Source organism: Pseudomonas sp. TH39(2020) (assembly GCF_016650715.1).
GTDB classification, from domain to species: Bacteria; Pseudomonadota; Gammaproteobacteria; order Pseudomonadales; family Pseudomonadaceae; genus Aquipseudomonas; species Aquipseudomonas mandelii_C.
Map to the genome: position 1 here is coordinate 513,662 of NZ_JAEKFF010000007.1, position 17,893 is coordinate 531,554.

General features: G+C 61.0%; 13 protein-coding genes. 7 read left to right on the forward strand and 6 right to left on the reverse strand.

Translation table 11 applies throughout. The features are described 5' to 3' along the window. The first annotated feature begins 3 nt into the window (after positions 1-3). From lepB to pdxJ, 5 genes are all read left to right on the forward strand, one after another. Positions 4-858, forward strand: a complete 855-nt coding sequence (gene lepB / locus JFU47_RS22795) for a signal peptidase I (protein WP_140677781.1) — start codon at positions 4-6, stop codon at positions 856-858. A 184-nt stretch (positions 859-1,042) separates the two neighbouring features. Continuing rightward, positions 1,043-1,732 carry a ribonuclease III gene (gene rnc / locus JFU47_RS22800; protein ID WP_033053426.1) on the forward strand — a complete coding sequence of 230 codons (690 nt, stop codon included), beginning with the start codon at positions 1,043-1,045 and terminating at the stop codon, positions 1,730-1,732. Next, complete coding sequence (era, locus tag JFU47_RS22805) at positions 1,725-2,627, forward strand: GTPase Era (RefSeq protein WP_008151577.1); 903 nt, start codon at positions 1,725-1,727, stop codon at positions 2,625-2,627. The genes rnc and era overlap by 8 nt, the downstream gene beginning before the upstream one ends. Positions 2,628-2,796: 169 nt before the next feature. Next, positions 2,797-3,486, forward strand: coding sequence for a DNA repair protein RecO (gene recO / locus JFU47_RS22810; RefSeq protein WP_201185838.1), 690 nt, complete (start codon positions 2,797-2,799; stop codon positions 3,484-3,486). 43 nt (positions 3,487-3,529) lie between these two features. Beyond that, a complete protein-coding gene (pdxJ, locus tag JFU47_RS22815; RefSeq protein WP_192345530.1) occupies positions 3,530-4,273 on the forward strand; it encodes a pyridoxine 5'-phosphate synthase in 744 nt (247 codons plus the stop codon). A gap of 125 nt (positions 4,274-4,398) precedes the next feature. On the opposite strand, the gene mltF is transcribed toward pdxJ, so the two are convergent. After that, the gene (gene mltF, locus JFU47_RS22820; RefSeq protein WP_123365731.1) at positions 4,399-5,859 is read right to left on the reverse strand and encodes a membrane-bound lytic murein transglycosylase MltF; all 1,461 of its coding nucleotides are present in this window, start codon (positions 5,857-5,859) and stop codon (positions 4,399-4,401) included. A 274-nt stretch (positions 5,860-6,133) separates the two neighbouring features. Here mltF and purL point away from each other — a divergent pair, with 274 nt between their 5' ends. Then, positions 6,134-10,030 carry a phosphoribosylformylglycinamidine synthase gene (gene purL, locus JFU47_RS22825; RefSeq protein WP_201185839.1) on the forward strand — a complete coding sequence of 1,299 codons (3,897 nt, stop codon included), beginning with the start codon at positions 6,134-6,136 and terminating at the stop codon, positions 10,028-10,030. 35 nt (positions 10,031-10,065) lie between these two features. Further along, complete coding sequence (locus tag JFU47_RS22830; RefSeq protein ID WP_150654755.1) at positions 10,066-10,377, forward strand: Nif3-like dinuclear metal center hexameric protein; 312 nt, start codon at positions 10,066-10,068, stop codon at positions 10,375-10,377. A gap of 167 nt (positions 10,378-10,544) precedes the next feature. Here JFU47_RS22830 and nagE read toward each other — a convergent pair whose 3' ends face one another. From nagE to JFU47_RS22855, 5 genes are all read right to left on the reverse strand, one after another. Then, on the reverse strand, positions 10,545-12,260 hold the full coding sequence (gene nagE, locus JFU47_RS22835; RefSeq protein ID WP_201185840.1) for an N-acetylglucosamine-specific PTS transporter subunit IIBC: 1,716 nt from the start codon (positions 12,258-12,260) through the stop codon (positions 10,545-10,547). A 28-nt stretch (positions 12,261-12,288) separates the two neighbouring features. Then, positions 12,289-14,805 carry a phosphoenolpyruvate--protein phosphotransferase gene (gene ptsP, locus JFU47_RS22840; RefSeq protein WP_201185841.1) on the reverse strand — a complete coding sequence of 839 codons (2,517 nt, stop codon included), beginning with the start codon at positions 14,803-14,805 and terminating at the stop codon, positions 12,289-12,291. A 165-nt stretch (positions 14,806-14,970) separates the two neighbouring features. Next, the gene (locus tag JFU47_RS22845; RefSeq protein WP_140892631.1) at positions 14,971-15,993 is read right to left on the reverse strand and encodes an SIS domain-containing protein; all 1,023 of its coding nucleotides are present in this window, start codon (positions 15,991-15,993) and stop codon (positions 14,971-14,973) included. Beyond that, positions 15,974-17,080 (reverse strand): N-acetylglucosamine-6-phosphate deacetylase, encoded by a 1,107-nt coding sequence (nagA, locus tag JFU47_RS22850; protein ID WP_201185843.1) that lies wholly within the window; start codon positions 17,078-17,080, stop codon positions 15,974-15,976. Before nagA ends, JFU47_RS22845 begins: the two co-directional genes overlap by 20 nt. Before the next feature lie 50 nt (positions 17,081-17,130). Beyond that, positions 17,131-17,862: a GntR family transcriptional regulator gene (locus JFU47_RS22855; RefSeq protein WP_008151596.1), complete on the reverse strand. Its 732-nt coding sequence runs from the start codon at positions 17,860-17,862 to the stop codon at positions 17,131-17,133. Positions 17,863-17,893: the final 31 nt, after the last annotated feature.

Below are 17,893 nucleotides of genomic sequence, written 5' to 3' on the forward strand. Positions count from 1 at the left end.
CCTATGTCACTAAATTTCCCGCTGTTGCTGGTCATCGCCGTGTTCGTCTGCGGCCTGTTGGCGTTGCTCGATCTGGTTTTCCTGGCGCCGCGTCGGCGTGCCGCCATTGCCTCCTATCAGGGCAGCGTCAGCCAGCCTGACGGGGTGGTGGTCGAGAAACTGAACAAAGAGCCGCTGCTGGTCGAATACGGCAAGTCGTTCTTCCCGGTGTTGTTCATCGTGCTGGTACTGCGTTCGTTCCTGGTGGAACCGTTCCAGATTCCTTCCGGCTCGATGAAACCGACGCTGGACGTTGGCGACTTCATTCTGGTGAACAAATTTTCTTACGGGATCCGCTTGCCGGTGATCGACAAGAAAGTCATCGAAGTCGGTGATCCACAGCGCGGTGATGTGATGGTGTTCCGCTACCCGAGCGATCCGAACGTCAACTACATTAAACGTGTGGTGGGCCTGCCGGGTGACCAGATTCGTTACACCGCCGACAAGCGTCTGTTCGTCAACGGTGAGTCGATTGCCGAACAACTGGTCGGCTCCGAGCCGGGCACGTTGGGCAGCGCCGAGCTCTACAAGGAAAAACTCGGCGTTGCCGAGCACCTGATCCGCAAGGAAATGAGCCGGTACCGCGCAACGCCGGACCATTCGTGGACCGTGCCTGCCGGGCACTACTTCATGATGGGCGACAACCGCGACAACTCGAACGACAGTCGCTACTGGGATGATCCGAGCATTCCCAAGGATCTGCTGGGTATGGTTCCCGACAAGAATATCGTCGGCAAGGCCTTCGCAGTCTGGATGAGCTGGCCAGAACCTAAACTCAGTCACCTGCCGAATTTCTCGCGGGTTGGCCTGATCAAGTAATCACACACGGCGCTGTTGAACACAGCGCCGAATGCATTTCTGGAGTCGGCATAATCGGCGACAGACGCATGAAAACAACGATATTCAGGACGTTATTTTTGAACACAGCGTTAATTGTCCCAAGCCTGCGCCGCATCACGGCGATGGCGGTGGAACCCAACCACGAACTCAGCGTGGGTAAACCGTGAGCGTCTCCTTAAGCCGTCTCGAGCGTCAGCTCGGCTACACCTTCAAGGATCAGGAATTGATGGTCCTGGCCCTGACTCACCGCAGCTTTGCCGGGCGTAACAACGAACGCCTGGAGTTCCTCGGTGATGCCATCCTTAACTTCGTTGCTGGCGAGGCGCTGTTCGATCGCTTCCCGCTGGCCCGCGAAGGTCAGTTGTCGCGCTTGCGCGCACGCCTGGTGAAAGGCGAGACCCTGGCCGTACTGGCTCGCGGTTTCGATCTGGGCGAATACCTGCGCCTGGGTTCCGGCGAATTGAAAAGCGGCGGGTTCCGTCGCGAGTCGATTCTGGCCGATGCCCTTGAAGCGCTGATTGGTGCGATCTACCTGGATGCCGGCATGGACATGGCACGCGAGCGCGTACTGGCCTGGCTGGCCGGGGAGTTCGAAGGCCTGACGCTGGTCGACACCAACAAAGATCCAAAAACCCGCCTGCAAGAGTTTCTGCAGTCGCGGGGCTGTGAGCTGCCGCGTTACGAAGTGGTGGATATCCAGGGTGAGCCGCATTGCCGGACGTTCTTCGTCGAATGTGAAATCACCTTACTGAATGAAAAAAGCCGAGGTCAGGGTGTGAGCCGTCGTATTGCCGAACAGGTAGCGGCCGCTGCAGCACTGATTGCCCTGGGCGTGGAGAATGGCCATGACTGATTCAACTGCAACTCGCTGTGGCTATGTCGCCATCGTCGGCCGTCCCAACGTGGGCAAGTCCACGCTGCTGAACCACATCCTCGGTCAGAAGCTGGCGATCACCTCGCGCAAGCCTCAGACCACTCGCCACAACATGCTCGGCATCAAGACCGAAGGCGCCGTGCAGGCGATCTACGTCGACACCCCCGGCATGCACAAAGGTGGCGAGAAAGCCCTGAACCGCTACATGAACAAGACCGCTTCGGCAGCGTTGAAAGACGTCGACGTGGTGATTTTCGTGGTTGACCGCACCAAGTGGACCGACGAAGACCAGATGGTCCTCGAGCGCGTTCAATACGTGACCGGCCCGCTGATCGTGGCGCTGAACAAGACTGACCGCATCGAAGATAAAGCCGAGCTGATGCCGCACCTGACCTGGTTGCAGGAACAGTTGCCGAACGCGCAGATCATGCCGATCTCGGCCCAGCACGGGCATAACCTCGAAACGCTGGAGCGCGTGATTGCCGGTTACCTGCCGGAAAACGATCACTTCTTCCCGGAAGACCAGATCACCGACCGCAGCAGCCGCTTCCTCGCCGCTGAACTGGTACGCGAGAAAATCATGCGCCAGATGGGCGCCGAGCTGCCGTACCAGATCACCGTCGAAATCGAAGAGTTCAAGCAGCAGGGCAAAACCCTGCACATCCATGCCTTGATCCTCGTTGAGCGCGACGGCCAGAAGAAAATCATCATTGGCGACAAGGGCGAGCGGATCAAGCGCATCGGCACCGAGGCACGCAAGGACATGGAGTTGCTGTTCGACTCCAAGATCATGCTCAACCTCTGGGTCAAGGTGAAAGGCGGCTGGTCCGACGATGAACGCGCCTTGCGTTCGCTGGGTTACGGCGACCTGTAAATCGTCTGGCAGCACATAGATCCACTGTGGGAGCGAGCCTGCTCGCGAAGAGGATGTAACATTCAGCATTATTGTTGACTGTCACACCGCTTTCGCGAGCAGGCTCGCTCCCACATTGGTTTTGGGTAGTTTATAAAGCTGTGCTCGTTCATTGAGAACCCTGACTTCCATGTCCCAAACCCCTCCCATCGGCCAGCCCGCCTTCGTGCTCCACAGCCGCGCCTACCGCGAAAGCAGCGCGCTGGTGGATTTCCTCACGCCGCAAGGTCGGCTGCGGGCGGTGTTGCGCAGTGCTCGGGGCAAGGCCGGGACGTTGGCACGACCGTTCGTGCCGCTGGAAGTCGAGTTCCGTGGGCGTGGTGAATTGAAGAACGTCGGTCGCATGGAAAGCGCTGGCGTCTCCACCTGGCTCAATGGTGAGGCGCTGTTCAGCGGTCTCTACCTCAATGAGCTGTTGATTCGGCTGTTGCCGTCCGAAGACCCGCATCCCGCTGTATTTGATCACTACGCCGCGACCCTGCTTGCGCTGGCCGAAGGTCGTCCGCTGGAACCGTTGTTGCGTTCCTTCGAGTGGCGGCTGCTCGATGATCTTGGTTACGGCTTCGCCTTGACCGCCGACATCCATGGCGATCCCATCGCGCCGGACGGTCTCTACCGTCTGCAAGTGGATGCGGGGCTCGAACGGGTCTACCTGCTGCAACCCGGTCTGTTCAACGGCACCGAGCTGTTGGCCATGGCCGATGCAGATTGGTCTGCCCCTGGCGCGCTATCGGCAGCCAAGCGATTGATGCGCCAGGCACTGGCCGTTCATCTGGGCGGTCGTCCCTTGGTGAGTCGCGAGTTGTTTCGCAAGCCGTAGGGTATGCTGTGCGCCGAACTTTTCCATTTTCAGGAGCGCTTCCGTGACCACCAGCAATCGCATTCTTCTTGGCGTGAACATCGACCATGTTGCCACCCTGCGTCAGGCCCGGGGCACGCGCTATCCGGATCCGGTCAAGGCAGCACTGGACGCGGAAGAGGCGGGCGCTGACGGCATTACCGTGCACCTGCGCGAAGACCGTCGGCACATTCAGGAACGCGACGTGTTGCTGCTCAAGGATGTGCTGCAAACCCGCATGAACTTCGAAATGGGCGTCACCGAAGAGATGATGGCGTTCGCCGAGCGCATTCGTCCGGCGCACATTTGCCTGGTGCCGGAAACCCGTCAGGAGCTGACGACCGAGGGTGGTCTGGACGTGGCGGGGCAGGAAGCGCGGATCAAGGCTGCGGTGGATCGCCTGGCGAAAATCGGCTGTGAAGTGTCGCTGTTCATTGATGCTGACGAGCGGCAGATCGAAGCGTCCCGTCGTGTCGGCGCGCCCGCCATCGAGCTGCATACCGGCCGTTATGCCGATGCCGAGACGCCAACCGAAGTGGCTGAAGAGCTCAAGCGTGTGGCGGATGGCGTGGCGTTTGGTCTGGCTCAAGGTTTGATCGTCAATGCCGGTCACGGTCTGCACTATCACAACGTTGAAGCTGTAGCAGCGATCAAAGGCATCAACGAACTGAACATCGGTCACGCGCTGGTGGCTCATGCGTTGTTCGTCGGGTTCAAGTCGGCGGTGTCTGAAATGAAAGCACTGATCCTGGCCGCCGCAAAAGCCTAAGCCGTACGCAAAACCAATGTGTGCGAGCCTGCTCGCGAAAGCGGTGTACCAGTCAAAGTTAATGTCGACTGACACACCGCTTTCGCGAGCAGGCTCGCTCCCACATTTGATTTTGGTTGCCCGGATTAAAGCGGCGGGGTTTCCAGGTTCGGCTTGGTCTTGTCGACCCCCGGCACATGCAGGTTGCCCTCGGCGACCTGATTGCCTTCCAGCTGCGGCTGCGTCACCCACGTCAGGATGTCGTAGTAGCGGCGGATGTTCGCCACGAAGTGAACGGGTTCGCCGCCACGGGCGTAGCCGTAACGGGTTTTGCTGAACCACTTCTTCTCGGACAGCCGTGGCAGGATCTTTTTCACGTCCAGCCACTTGTCCGGGTTCAGTCCTTCCTTGGCCGCCAGTTTGCGCGCGTCATCCAGGTGACCGCTGCCAACGTTGTAGGCCGCCAGTGCAAACCATGTGCGATCCGGCTCCTGGATCGACTCATCCAGCTGATCCTTCATGTAGGCCAGGTACTTGGCGCCACCCATGATGCTTTGCTTGGGGTCCAGTCGGTTGGAGACTCCCATGGCCTGCGCAGTGTTCTGGGTCAGCATCATCAGGCCGCGCACGCCGGTCTTCGATGTGACGGCCGCTTGCCATAGCGATTCCTGATAGCCGATCGCGGCCAGCAGGCGCCAATCGACTTTCTCTTTCTTGGCGTACGCCTTGAAGTGCTGTTCGTATTTGGGCAGGCGTTGCTGCAAGTGTTGGGCGAAGGTGGTGGCGCCCATGTAACCCAGTACGTCGACGTGCCCGTAATAGCGGTCTTTGAGGCGTTGCAAGGTGCCGTTTTTCTTCACCTTGTCGAGGTAGTCGTTGATCTCGTTGAGCAAGCTGTTGTCGTCGCCAGCGGCCACCGCCCAGCTCTGGTTGCTGGCATCACCGAGGTCGAAGGCCACTTGTATGTTGGGGAAGTAGACCTGGTTCATCGCGACTTCGTTTGAATCGACCAGGGTTAGATCGATCTGGCCTTCATCGACCATCCGCAGCAAGTCGACGACTTCAACGGCGTCGGACTCTTCGTATTCAATGCCGGGAAATTTCTTTTTCAGCTCCGCCAATTGCTCGGCGTGGGTGCTGCCCTTGAGCACCATGATCTTCTTGCCCACCAGATCCTTCGCGTCGGTCGGCCGCGATTGGCCGTTGCGATAGATGATCTGTGGGGTGACTTCGAGATAGGAGTGAGAAAACCGCACCTGTTGTTTGCGTTTGTCGCTGCTGACCAGGCCGGCAGCAGCCAGCACCGGGCCATTGGGTTTGCCCACCTGATTAAACAGGTCGTCGAGGTTGTCGGCGGTTTCGATTTTGAGTTCCACCCCTAGATCGTCGGCGAAGCGCTTCACCAGCTCGTATTCGAAGCCGGTTTCACCGTTGCGATCCTGAAAGTAGGTGGCAGGGCTGTTTCGGGTAACCACCCGCAGCACGCCATCCTCCTTTACGCGCTCCAGCGTGTTGGGTTTATCAACACAGCCACTGAGCACCAGGAAGAGTCCGGTTGCGATCAGCCATTTGGCGAACCGCGGACGCAAAGCCGTTGGGGAAAACATCTGCGCAGTATACGCAAAGGACCACGAGCGCCATATCTCGACAGCGAAGGGCTTGTCTGCTAGGCAATTGAAAACCGCTCCGGAGCCCGCAGGAATGGGCCCGCGCAGCATTTTGTGACAGAAAAAATAACGCTCAGTGTGCGCCTGTTTAATGTCCGGACACCCGGCCCGACACTCGGGTGCAGCCGCCCGTACCGTTTCGGGTGATGTCGCGGCCCGTTTAGGCTAGAATGCACGGCCTCAAAGCACACCCCTTCCCGAGGCTGTCCCGAAGATGTTGATCCTGCGCGGCGCTCCTGCCCTTTCTGCCTTTCGCCACAGCAAACTCCTTGAGCAACTGAGCCAGAAAGTTCCGGCTGTCAGTGGCTTGTATGCTGAATTCGCTCACTTCGCCGAAGTTACCGGCGTCCTGACCGGCGACGAACAGCAGGTGCTCGCGCGCCTTCTGAAGTACGGCCCAAGTGTTCCGGTACAAGAGCCGACCGGTCGTCTGTTCCTGGTGTTGCCGCGATTCGGCACCATCTCGCCATGGTCCAGTAAAGCCAGCGACATCGCTCGCAACTGCGGCCTGAGCAAAATCCAGCGCCTGGAGCGCGGCATCGCGTTCTACGTCGCCGGCCAGTTCAGCGACGCCGAAGCGCAGCTGATCTCCGATGCACTGCACGACCGCATGACCCAGATCGTCCTCGGTAACCTTGAACAAGCCGCCGGCCTGTTCAGCCACGCCGAACCGAAGCCGCTGACCGCGATCGACGTGTTGGGTGGCGGCCGCGCCGCGCTGGAAAAAGCCAACACCGAGCTGGGCCTGGCCCTGGCCGAAGACGAAATCGACTACCTGGTCGACGCCTTCGTCGGCTTGAAGCGCAACCCGCACGACATCGAACTGATGATGTTCGCCCAGGCGAACTCCGAGCACTGCCGTCACAAGATCTTCAACGCCAGTTGGGACATCGACGGTCAGAGCCAGGAAAAAAGCCTGTTCGGCATGATCAAGAACACCTACGTGATGCACAGCGAAGGCGTTCTGTCGGCTTATAAGGACAACGCTTCGGTGATCGTCGGTAACGTCGCCGGCCGTTTCTTCCCGGACCCTGAAACCCGCCAGTACGGCGCGGTGCAGGAACCGGTGCACATCCTGATGAAAGTCGAAACGCACAACCACCCGACCGCGATTGCCCCGTTCCCGGGCGCGTCCACCGGTTCCGGTGGCGAGATCCGCGACGAAGGTGCCACCGGTCGCGGTGCCAAGCCAAAGGCTGGCCTGACCGGTTTTACCGTGTCCAACCTGCAAATCCCGGGCTTCGAACAGCCATGGGAAGTGCCGTACGGCAAGCCTGAGCGCATCGTTACCGCGCTGGACATCATGATCGAAGGCCCACTGGGTGGCGCCGCATTCAACAACGAATTCGGTCGTCCGGCCCTGACCGGTTACTTCCGTACCTTCGAACAGTCGATCACCACCCCGCGTGGCGACGAAGTTCGCGGCTACCACAAGCCGATCATGCTGGCCGGCGGTATGGGTAACATCCGTGCCGAACACGTACAGAAAGGCGAGATCACCGTCGGCTCCAAGCTGATCGTCCTCGGCGGCCCGGCCATGCTCATCGGCCTGGGCGGCGGCGCAGCTTCCTCCATGGCCACCGGCACCAGCTCGGCAGACCTGGACTTCGCTTCCGTACAGCGCGAAAACCCGGAAATGGAACGTCGCTGCCAGGAAGTCATCGACCGTTGCTGGCAGTTGGGTGAGCACAACCCGATCAGCTTCATCCACGACGTCGGCGCGGGCGGTCTGTCCAACGCCTTCCCGGAACTGGTCAACGATGGCAACCGTGGCGGTCGCTTCGAACTGCGCAACATTCCAAACGACGAGCCGGGCATGGCCCCGCACGAAATCTGGAGTAACGAATCCCAGGAACGCTACGTTCTGGCGGTCGGCCCGGCTGACTTCGAACGCTTCCAGGCGATCTGCGAACGTGAGCGTTGCCCGTTTGCCGTCGTCGGCGAAGCCACTGCCGAACCGCAACTGACGGTCACCGACAGTCACTTCGGCAACAGCCCAGTGGACATGCCACTGGAAGTGCTGCTGGGCAAAGCTCCGCGCATGCACCGTTCGGCCGTTCGCGAAAACGAAATGGGCGACGATTTCGATCCGTCGACCCTGGAGATCGCAGACTGCGTCGAACGCGTTCTGCATCACCCGGCCGTGGCCAGCAAAAGCTTCCTGATCACCATCGGCGACCGCACCATCACCGGCCTCGTGGCCCGTGATCAGATGGTCGGCCCATGGCAGGTTCCGGTAGCCGACGTTGCCGTCACCGCCACCAGCTTCGATGTGTACACCGGTGAAGCCATGGCCATGGGCGAGCGCACTCCGCTGGCTCTGCTGGACGCTCCGGCGTCGGGCCGCATGGCCATCGGCGAAACCCTGACCAACATCGCGGCTTCGCGCATCAACAAGATCTCCGACATCAAACTGTCGGCCAACTGGATGTCCGCTGCCGGTCACCCGGGCGAAGACGCGCGTCTGTACGACACCGTGAAAGCAGTCGGCATGGAACTGTGCCCGGACCTGGGCATTACCATTCCGGTGGGCAAGGACTCCATGTCCATGGCCACCCGCTGGAACGACGAAGGCGTCGACAAGACCGTGACCTCGCCGATGTCCCTGATCGTGACCGGTTTTGCGCCTGTGGCTGACATCCGTCAGACCCTGACGCCGGAACTGCGCATGAACAAAGGCACCACCGACCTGATCCTGATCGATCTGGGCCGTGGCCAGAACCGCATGGGCGCCTCGATCCTGGCCCAGGTTCACGGCAAGCTCGGCTCGCAAGCGCCGGACGTCGACGATGCCGAAGATCTCAAAGCCTTCTTCGCCGTGATCCAGGGCCTCAACGCCGACGGTCACCTGCTGGCTTACCACGACCGTTCCGACGGTGGTCTGTTGACCAGCGTTGTGGAAATGGCCTTCGCCGGTCACTGCGGACTGAGCCTGAACCTCGACGGTCTGGCAGAAACCTCCGCCGACATCGCCGCGATCCTGTTCAACGAAGAACTGGGCGCCGTGATCCAGGTTCGCCAGGACGCTACTCCAGACATCCTCGCGCAGTTCAGCGCTGCTGGCCTGGGCGAGTGCGTGTCGGTGATCGGTCAGCCGATGAACAACGGCCAGATCAACATCACCTTCAACGGCGAAACCGTGTTCGAAGGTCAGCGTCGTCTGCTGCAGCGTACATGGGCTGAAACCAGCTACCAGATCCAGCGTCTGCGTGATAACGCCGACTGCGCCGAACAAGAGTTCGACGTGCTGCTGCAAGAAGACAACCCGGGCCTGAGCGTCAAGCTGAGCTACGACGTCAACCAGGACGTCGCCGCGCCTTACATCAAGAAAGGCATCCGCCCACAGGTTGCCGTACTGCGTGAGCAGGGCGTCAACGGTCAGGTGGAAATGGCGGCCGCGTTCGACCGCGCCGGTTTCAACGCGATCGACGTGCACATGAGCGACATTCTGGCCGGCCGTGTCGACCTGAACGAGTTCAAAGGTCTGGTCGCTTGCGGTGGTTTCTCCTACGGCGACGTACTGGGTGCAGGCGAAGGCTGGGCCAAGTCTGCGCTGTTCAACAGCCGTGCACGCGATGCGTTCCAGGGCTTCTTCGAACGTAACGACAGCTTCACCCTCGGCGTATGCAACGGTTGCCAGATGATGTCCAACCTGCACGAGCTGATCCCGGGCAGCGAGTTCTGGCCGCACTTTGTGCGTAACCGTTCCGAGCAGTTCGAAGCCCGTGTGGCGATGGTTCAGGTCCAGGAATCGAACTCGATCTTCCTGCAAGGCATGGCCGGTTCGCGTATGCCGATCGCTATTGCTCACGGTGAAGGTCATGCCGAGTTCGCCAGCGAAGAAGCGTTGCTGGAAGCCGATCTGTCGGGTTGCGTGGCGATGCGTTTCGTCGACAACCACGGCAAGGTCACCGAAAACTACCCGGCCAACCCGAACGGCTCGCCGCGCGGGATCACCGGTTTGACCAGCCGCGACGGTCGCGTAACGATCATGATGCCTCACCCGGAGCGTGTGTTCCGCGCCGTGCAGAACTCGTGGCGTTCGGAAGACTGGAACGAAGACGCACCCTGGATGCGTATGTTCCGTAATGCGCGCGTCTGGGTGAACTAAGAGCGGGTAAATTAAGAGCGGGTGAACTAAGCGCTGTGTACAAGCTCAGTTTTTTTGTTCCAACCAGTCACGTCGAAGACGTGAAAAGTGCCGTATTCGCCGCCGGTGGCGGACGGATCGGCGCGTACGACCATTGCGCCTGGCAAGTGCTCGGCCTCGGCCAGTTTCGCCCGTTGGACGGCAGTCAGCCGTTCATTGGGGAAGCGGGGCAGGTCGAGCAGGTTGAGGAATGGAAGGTTGAGCTTGTGGTCAGCGACGAGTTGATTCGCGCTGTGGTGATGGCTCTGAAGCAGAGTCATCCCTACGAGACACCGGCTTATGAGGTGTGGCGGTTGGAAGATTTCTGATCTGCCTGCCGCTGAAATGAGAAACCCGCTGAAGTGATTTCAGCGGGTTTTTTATTGCCCGGGAGGGCCCCTTCGCGAGCAGGCTCGCTCCCACAATGGTTTGGTGTACACAGTTCCAATGTGGGAGCGAGCCTGCTCGCGAAGGCGGCCTGTCAGGCGCCAACAATCTAAACCTTGGCACTCACCTCACTGCGATTCACCAACGCCTCCAGTGCATCATTCAAACTCGATGCCTTGTCGCCAACCAACAGGTGCCAAACCCCACCGTCCAACTGACTGACACCCTGGCACCCCAGCGTCTTCAGATCACACTCCGACAACGCCTTGCCATCCGCCAGTTGCAATCGAATCCGGGTCATGGCGATGCAATCCATCTGCAATACGTTCTCGCTACCGCCCAACGCATTCAACCATTGCTGTGCTTCTGGATTCGCCACCGCCGCAGGTTGCGGCGCATCGATCACCGCAGCGGGGGAGGAAATGATCGCGCGCCCCAATGCAGGCATCGCCAAGCGAATCTCATCGGCAATGCTGTCCGCCATCGGCCCGACCACTACCTGCAAACTCCCACCCTTGCCCGGACGCACAACCGCCATCGCACCCAGCGCTTTCAACTCCGCATCGTTTGCCTTGTTGCGATCCACCATGTCCAGCCGCAACCGGGTGGTGCACGCACCCACGGTGATCAAATTCTGCGCACCACCCAGCGCCTTGATGTAAGCCCCGGCCCGTTCATTCTCGGCGACGACTACTTTGTCGCCATTCAGAACATCTTCTCGCCCCGGCGTTTTCAAGTTGAACCGACGAATGCAGAAATCAAACACCACGTAGTAGATCACCGCATACGCCAGGCCGACCGGTACCATCAACCAGCCGTTAGTGGATTTTCCCCAGCCGAGAATCATGTCGATCAAACCACCGGAAAACGTAAACCCGAGATGGATATTCAACAGGTTGGTGATCGCCATCGACAGCCCGGTCAGCAACGCATGCACGAGATAAAGCAGTGGCGCGAGGAACATGAAGGCGAATTCGATCGGCTCAGTGACACCCGTCAAAAATGACGTCAGCGCCATCGACAGAAAGATCCCGCCCATGACCTTGCGGCGTTCCGGCAACGCATTGCGGTACATCGCCAGGCACGCGGCGGGCAGGCCGAAGATCATCATCGGGAACATGCCGGTCATGAACTGGCCGCCTTTCGGGTCACCCGCGAAGTAGCGCGACAGGTCGCCGGTGACGATGGCGCCGGTGGTCGGATCAGTGAAGTTGCCGAAGACGAACCACGCCATGTTGTTGAGGATGTGGTGCAGCCCGGTGACGATCAGCAGGCGGTTGAAAACGCCAAAGACGAACGCGCCGAAGCTGCCGCTTTCCATCATCAACGTGCCGAAGCTGTTGATCCCGTGTTGGATGGGCGGCCAGATAAAGCCAAAGATGACACCCAGGCCGACGGCGGCGAACCCGGTGACAATCGGCACGAAGCGCCGGCCGCCAAAGAATGCCAGGTACTCCGGCAGTTTGATGTCCTTGAAACGGTTGTACAGCGCGCCCGCCATCAAGCCGCTGACGATCCCGGCGAGCATGCCCATGTTGATGCTCGCGTCGAGCACCTTGAGGGTGGAGATCATCACCAGGTAGCCAATCACCCCGGCCAGGCCTGCGGTGCCGTTGTTGTCCTTGGCGAAACCGACTGCGATGCCGATGGCGAAGATCATCGCCAGGTTGGCGAAGATGACTTGGCCGGCGTCGTGGATGATCGCGATGTTCAGCAGGTCGGTGTCGCCCAGGCGCAGCAACAGGCCGGCGATCGGCAGGATCGCGATCGGCAGCATCAGCGCGCGGCCGAGGCGTTGCAGGCCTTCGATGAAGTAGTGGTACATGGCGGATCTCCGTGGATTCTTGTTGTTTTCAGCTCAGAGGCCATTGCTGGTGACAGGCGTGACGCACAGCCGCGGCGCTGCTCAAACTGAGCAGGCCCTGGCAGAGGCGTCGGCATTCGCTCGCGTCGAGGTGGCGGACGCGGTCCTTGATTTCACCGATCTGCACCGGGCTGACCGACAACTCGCTGACGCCCAGGCCGATCAGTACCGGCGTGGCCAGTGGATCGGAGGCAAGCGCGCCGCAGACACCGACCCAACGGTTATGCACCGCAGCACCGGCGCAGGTATGGGCGATCAATCGCAGCAATGCCGGGTGCATGGCGTCGACCCGCGAAGCGAGGCCAGCGTGGTCGCGGTCCATGGCCAGGGTGTATTGCGACAAGTCGTTGGTGCCGATCGACAGGAAGTCCGCGTGTTCGGCCAGTTGCTCGGCCAGCAGTGCGGCGGCGGGGACTTCGATCATCACGCCTAACTCAGGGCGCTCACTCACACCGAGTTCAGAGCACAACGCGTCGAGGCGTTGGCGGATGTGCAGCAACTCATCGACTTCGGTCACCATCGGCAACAGGATCCGGCAACGCGAAAGCGGGCTGACATGCAGCAAGGCGCGCAGTTGCTGATCGAGGATTTCCGGACGGACCTGAGCCAGGCGAATGCCGCGCAGGCCAAGCACGGGATTGGCCTCAGCCGGCAGCGGCAAATAGTCGAGTTGTTTGTCGCCGCCAACGTCGATAGTGCGAATGATCACCGACTTGTCGCCCATGGCGTCGAGCACGGCTTGATAAGCAACGCGCTGTTCCTCTTCGTCCGGTGCGGTGTTGCGATCCACAAACAGAAACTCGGTACGCAGCAAGCCGACGCCGTCGGCGCCATTGGCCAAGGCATCAGCCGCTTCAGCGCTGGAGGCCACATTGGCGGCGACTTCAATCTGCAAACCGTCGAGCGTCAGCGCCGGGGTGTGAGCCTGAGCCTGTTGCTCGGCGCGGCGCTGTTGATGATCGAGTTGCGCCTGATGCACGTCGGCCAATCGTTCGGCACTTGGCATCAGTTCGAGGCGACCGCCATCGGCATCCAGCACGACCGCTTGGCCTTGCTGCTGATCCAGCAATGTCGAGCCCAGTGCAACCATGCATGGCAAGCCTTTGCCACGCGCGAGAATCGCCACGTGGGAAGTCGCGCCGCCCTCGGCCATGCACAACCCGGCGACACCTTGCTGACTGAGTTGCAGCAGATCGGACGGCGTCAGTTCATGCGCGGCGACGATGGCGCCGGCCGGCACGTCGTAGTGCCAGGTTTCGCCGAGCAGGGCACGCAGCACGCGTTGTTTGAGGTCGCGCAGATCGTTGGCACGTTCGGCCAACAGCGGGCTGCCGAGTTGCTGGAGAACCTCGCACTGCACGTCGATCGATTGGCTCCAGGCGTGGGTTGCGGCCATGCCCTGGTCGATGGAAGTGTTCGCAGCGTTCAGCAGCGCCGGGTCTTCGAGCAAGGCGAGGTGCGCGGCGAAGATCGCTTCTTCGTCGGTGTTTTTATGTTTCCTGGCTTGGGCCAGCGTGTGGTCGATTTCGCTGCGCACAACGGTCAGCGCGGTGTCGAGGGTTTGCAGTTGTTGCTCGGGATCATGGTTGCCGGCGTCCACCGGCAGGCTGATTGCGGTCAAGCGGAACAACGGCCCGCCAACCAAACCGGGGGCTGCACAAACACCGTGCAGCACGCCCGCTTCGGCAGCTCGAGTACGTCGGGCAATCGGTGTCGGCGCGGCGGCGTGGCTGTCTTCGGCCAGCGCTGTGGATAACGCGATCAGCAACGCTTGCAACGCGGCTTCGGCGTCCGGCCCTTGGCAGCTGACCTGAACCTCGTCCTGCTCGCCGACGGCCAAACCCATCAGCCCGATCAAGCTGTCACAGGTCGCCGATTTACCGGCGAAATGCAGCTGCGATTTGCTCTTGAAGCCTTGCGCTGTCTGACGGATCAGCGCTGCCGGACGAGCATGCAGCCCGCCGCGATGGGCGATGCGAACGTAGCCATGAATTTCTTCCCCGGAGAGCTCCGCTTCAGCCTGCGCACCCGACGCGTGCCGACGAATGATGTGCAGCAATGGCTCGCCAACTTTCACCGACTTTAGCGTGATTGGTCGCGCCTGAAAGTCCTGGCTGTTGGTCAGGATCATCAGGCTGACCAGGCTTTTGCACTGCTGCGCGACCTTGTCCAGGTCGTAGCGCAACAGCGGCTGGCCATTGCTGACCCGCGCACCTTCCTTGACCAGCATCGAGAAGCCTTCACCCTGCAACTCGACCGTGTCGAGGCCCAGGTGCAGCAGCAATTCGGCGCCGTTGTCGGCGCGCAAGGTAACGGCGTGGCCGGTGCGCGCGACGTGCACCACGACACCGGCGCACGGGGCGTGGAGGGTGTCGTTCAGCGGGTCGATGGCGATCCCGTCGCCCATGGCGCCGCTGGCGAACACCGGGTCCGGGACTTTGGCGAGCGTGAGCACCGGGCCGCTGAGCGGGGCGCTGAGGGTCAGCTCTTTATTATTGTTGTGCATGGCTCGGTCTCATTAAAAATTCGGATCAACTCGCCTGCCCTTTGCAGGAGCTGTCAAGTGAAACGAGGCTGCGATCTTTTGATCTTGCCTTTGAAAATCAACGTCAAAAGATCGCAGCCTCGTTTCACTCGACAGCTCCTGCAGGGGATGCATTTGTCATTTGATTCAGTGCGTGCGCGTCACTTTGCTCAAGTGACGCGGCTGGTCCGGGTCCATGCCTCGTGCGACGGCCAAACCGGCGGCCATGACGTAGAAACTCTGGATGGCCAGAATCGGGTCGAGGGCCGGGTGCTCGGCGCGGGTCAGGGTGAGGTCGCGTTCGGCAACGTCATCCGGTGCGGCCAGCAATACGCGGGCACCGCGCTGGCGCATGTCGGCGGCGAGGCTCAGCAAACCGGCTTGCTCGGCGCCGCGAGGGGCGAAGATCAGCAGTGGATAATTTTCGTCGATCAACGCCATCGGGCCGTGACGGACCTCGGCGCTGCTGAAGGCTTCAGCCTGGATCGCCGAGGTTTCCTTGAATTTCAACGCGGCTTCCTGGGCGATGGCGAAACCGGCGCCACGGCCAATCACCATCAGGCGTTGGCAATTACGCAGGACATCGATGGCCAGGCTCCAGTCCTGTTTTGCCGCCTCGCGCAAACCTTCCGGCAGTGCGAGGCCGGCCTCCAGCAATGGCGTGTCCTCTTTCCAGTGGGCGATCAGACGGGCGCTGGCGCTGAGGGTGGCGATAAAACTCTTGGTCGCGGCGACGCTGCTTTCGGTGCCGGCACACAGCGGCAGGCTGAACTCACACGCGGCCTCCAGCGGCGAACTCTCGGCGTTGACCATCGAGATGCTCAGGGCGCCGCGCTTGCGCAGCAGACGCATGCTGTTCACCAGATCGGGACTTTGCCCGGACTGCGAAAAGGCGAACGCCACTTGGCCGCTGACCTTCAGCGGCGCTTGCAGCATGGTCACCACCGACATCGGCAACGACGCCACCGGGAAGCCCAACTGCTGCATGGTCAGGTAGGCGAAGTAACTGGCGGCATGATCGGAGCTACCGCGAGCGACGGTCATTGCCACCTGCGGTGGCTGACGGCGCAGGCGCCCGGCGATCTCGATCATCTGCGGGTCGAGTTGCTGCAATTGGGCTTGCACGGCCTCGAACGAGGACAGCGCCTCTTCAAGCATTTTTGAAGTCAATGTCTTCTCCTTCGACCATGACGGCGGTCAATGTGAGTGAGCGATCGAGCCGCACGCAGTCGGCCCAGCTGCCGGGTTGCAGGCGCCCGCGTTCGTTGAGGCCGAGATAGTCGGCGGGGAATTGCGAAAGACGTTGCGAGGCCTCGGCGATCGGCAAACCGATCTTCACCAGATTGCGCAAGGCCTGATCCATGGTCAGCGTGCTGCCGGCCAGCGTGCCGTCGGGCAAGCGCACACCGCCCAGGCATTTGGTCACGGTGTGGCTGCCGAGCTTGTACTCACCGTCGGGCATGCCGGCGGCGGCGGTGGAATCGGTGACGCAATACAGACACGGGATTGAGCGCAGGGCCACACGGATGGCGCCGGGGTGCACGTGTAGCAAGTCCGGAATCAACTCGGCGTATTTGGCGTGAGCCAGTGCCGCGCCGACGATGCCTGGCTCGCGGTGATGCAGCGGGCTCATGGCGTTGTAGAGGTGAGTGAAGCTGCTGGCGCCGGCGTTCAGCGCGGCAACGCCTTCCTCGTAGCTGCCGAGGGTGTGGCCGATTTGCATCCGCACACCGCGAGCGCTGAGGTCACGGATCAAGGCGTCGTGGCCGGCGATTTCCGGGGCGATGGTGATCACTCGGATCGGCGCCAGTGCCAGATATTCTTCGACTTCGGCCATCAACGCGGTGTGTGCGAAATTCGGTTGGGCGCCGAGTTTGCCGGGGTTGATGTACGGGCCTTCGAGGTGCACGCCGAGGACTCGGGCGCTGCCTTTCGGGCGCTGTAGACAATATTCGCCGACGGCTTTGAGCACGCTGGAAATTTCTGCAGGCGGCGCGGTCATGGTGGTCGCCAGCAGTGAGGTCGTGCCGAAACGCACGTGGGTTTTGGTGATGGTCTCGAAGGCTGGCGCACCTTCCATGATGTCTTTTCCGCCGCCGCCATGAACGTGCAGGTCGATGAAACCCGGCAGCAGGTAAGGCAGGTCATTGTCGGCCGGATCGCACGGTTGGCCTTCGATCGACACGACCTTGCCATGTTCGTGAATCAGCCGGCCGCGAACCCAGCCGTGGGCGGTGAGGATGTTGTCTTCGGACATGATCGGTTCTCGTTTGCTCGTTTAACGAAGCTCTTTATCGACGGAGCTCTTTATCTACGAAGCTCTGCGACAAAGTCGTAGTAGTCGTTGCGGCAATAGGTGTCGGTGACTTCGATCGGCGTGTTGTCTTCCAGGTAACCGACCCGGGTCATCAGCAGCATGGCGGTGCCGGGGGCGATGCCCACCAGGGCGGCGAATTCATCCGAGGCGTTGATCGCCTGAATGTGCTGCAGGGCGCGGACGATCGGCTTGCCGATGCCGTCGAGGTATTCGTACAGGGAGTCGCCCACAGCTTGCGGCTTGGGAATGATCGAGGCGGGCAGGGTGCTCATCTCGATCGCCATCACCGTGTCGTCGGCTTTACGCAGACGCTTGAGCCGCGCGACCTTGTCGTTCGGTGAGAGGCCCAGGCGGATCAGTTCTTCGTGGGTCGGCGGAGTGATTTCACGCTCCAGCCATTGCGAGCCGGGAACGAAGCCTTTCAACCGCAGCATTTCGCTGAAACCCGAGAGGCGCGACAGCGGTTGTTCCAGGCGTGGGGTGATAAAGGTGCCGGAACCCTGGTTGCGTCGGATCAGGCCTTGCTCGAACAGAACTTCCAGCGCTTTGCGTGCAGTGACCCGGGAGATGCCCAGCATTTCGCTGAGGTTGCGCTCCGACGGCATGGCCTGTTCGGCTTTCCACTGGCCGGCATGGATCGCCGCTTCCAGATTGCGCGCCAGTTGCAGGTACAACGGCGTGGGCTGGGTGTCGTCAGGACGTAGGGCCTGGAGGTCATTCATGTAGGTTTGGTCCGATGCGGATATAGGATTG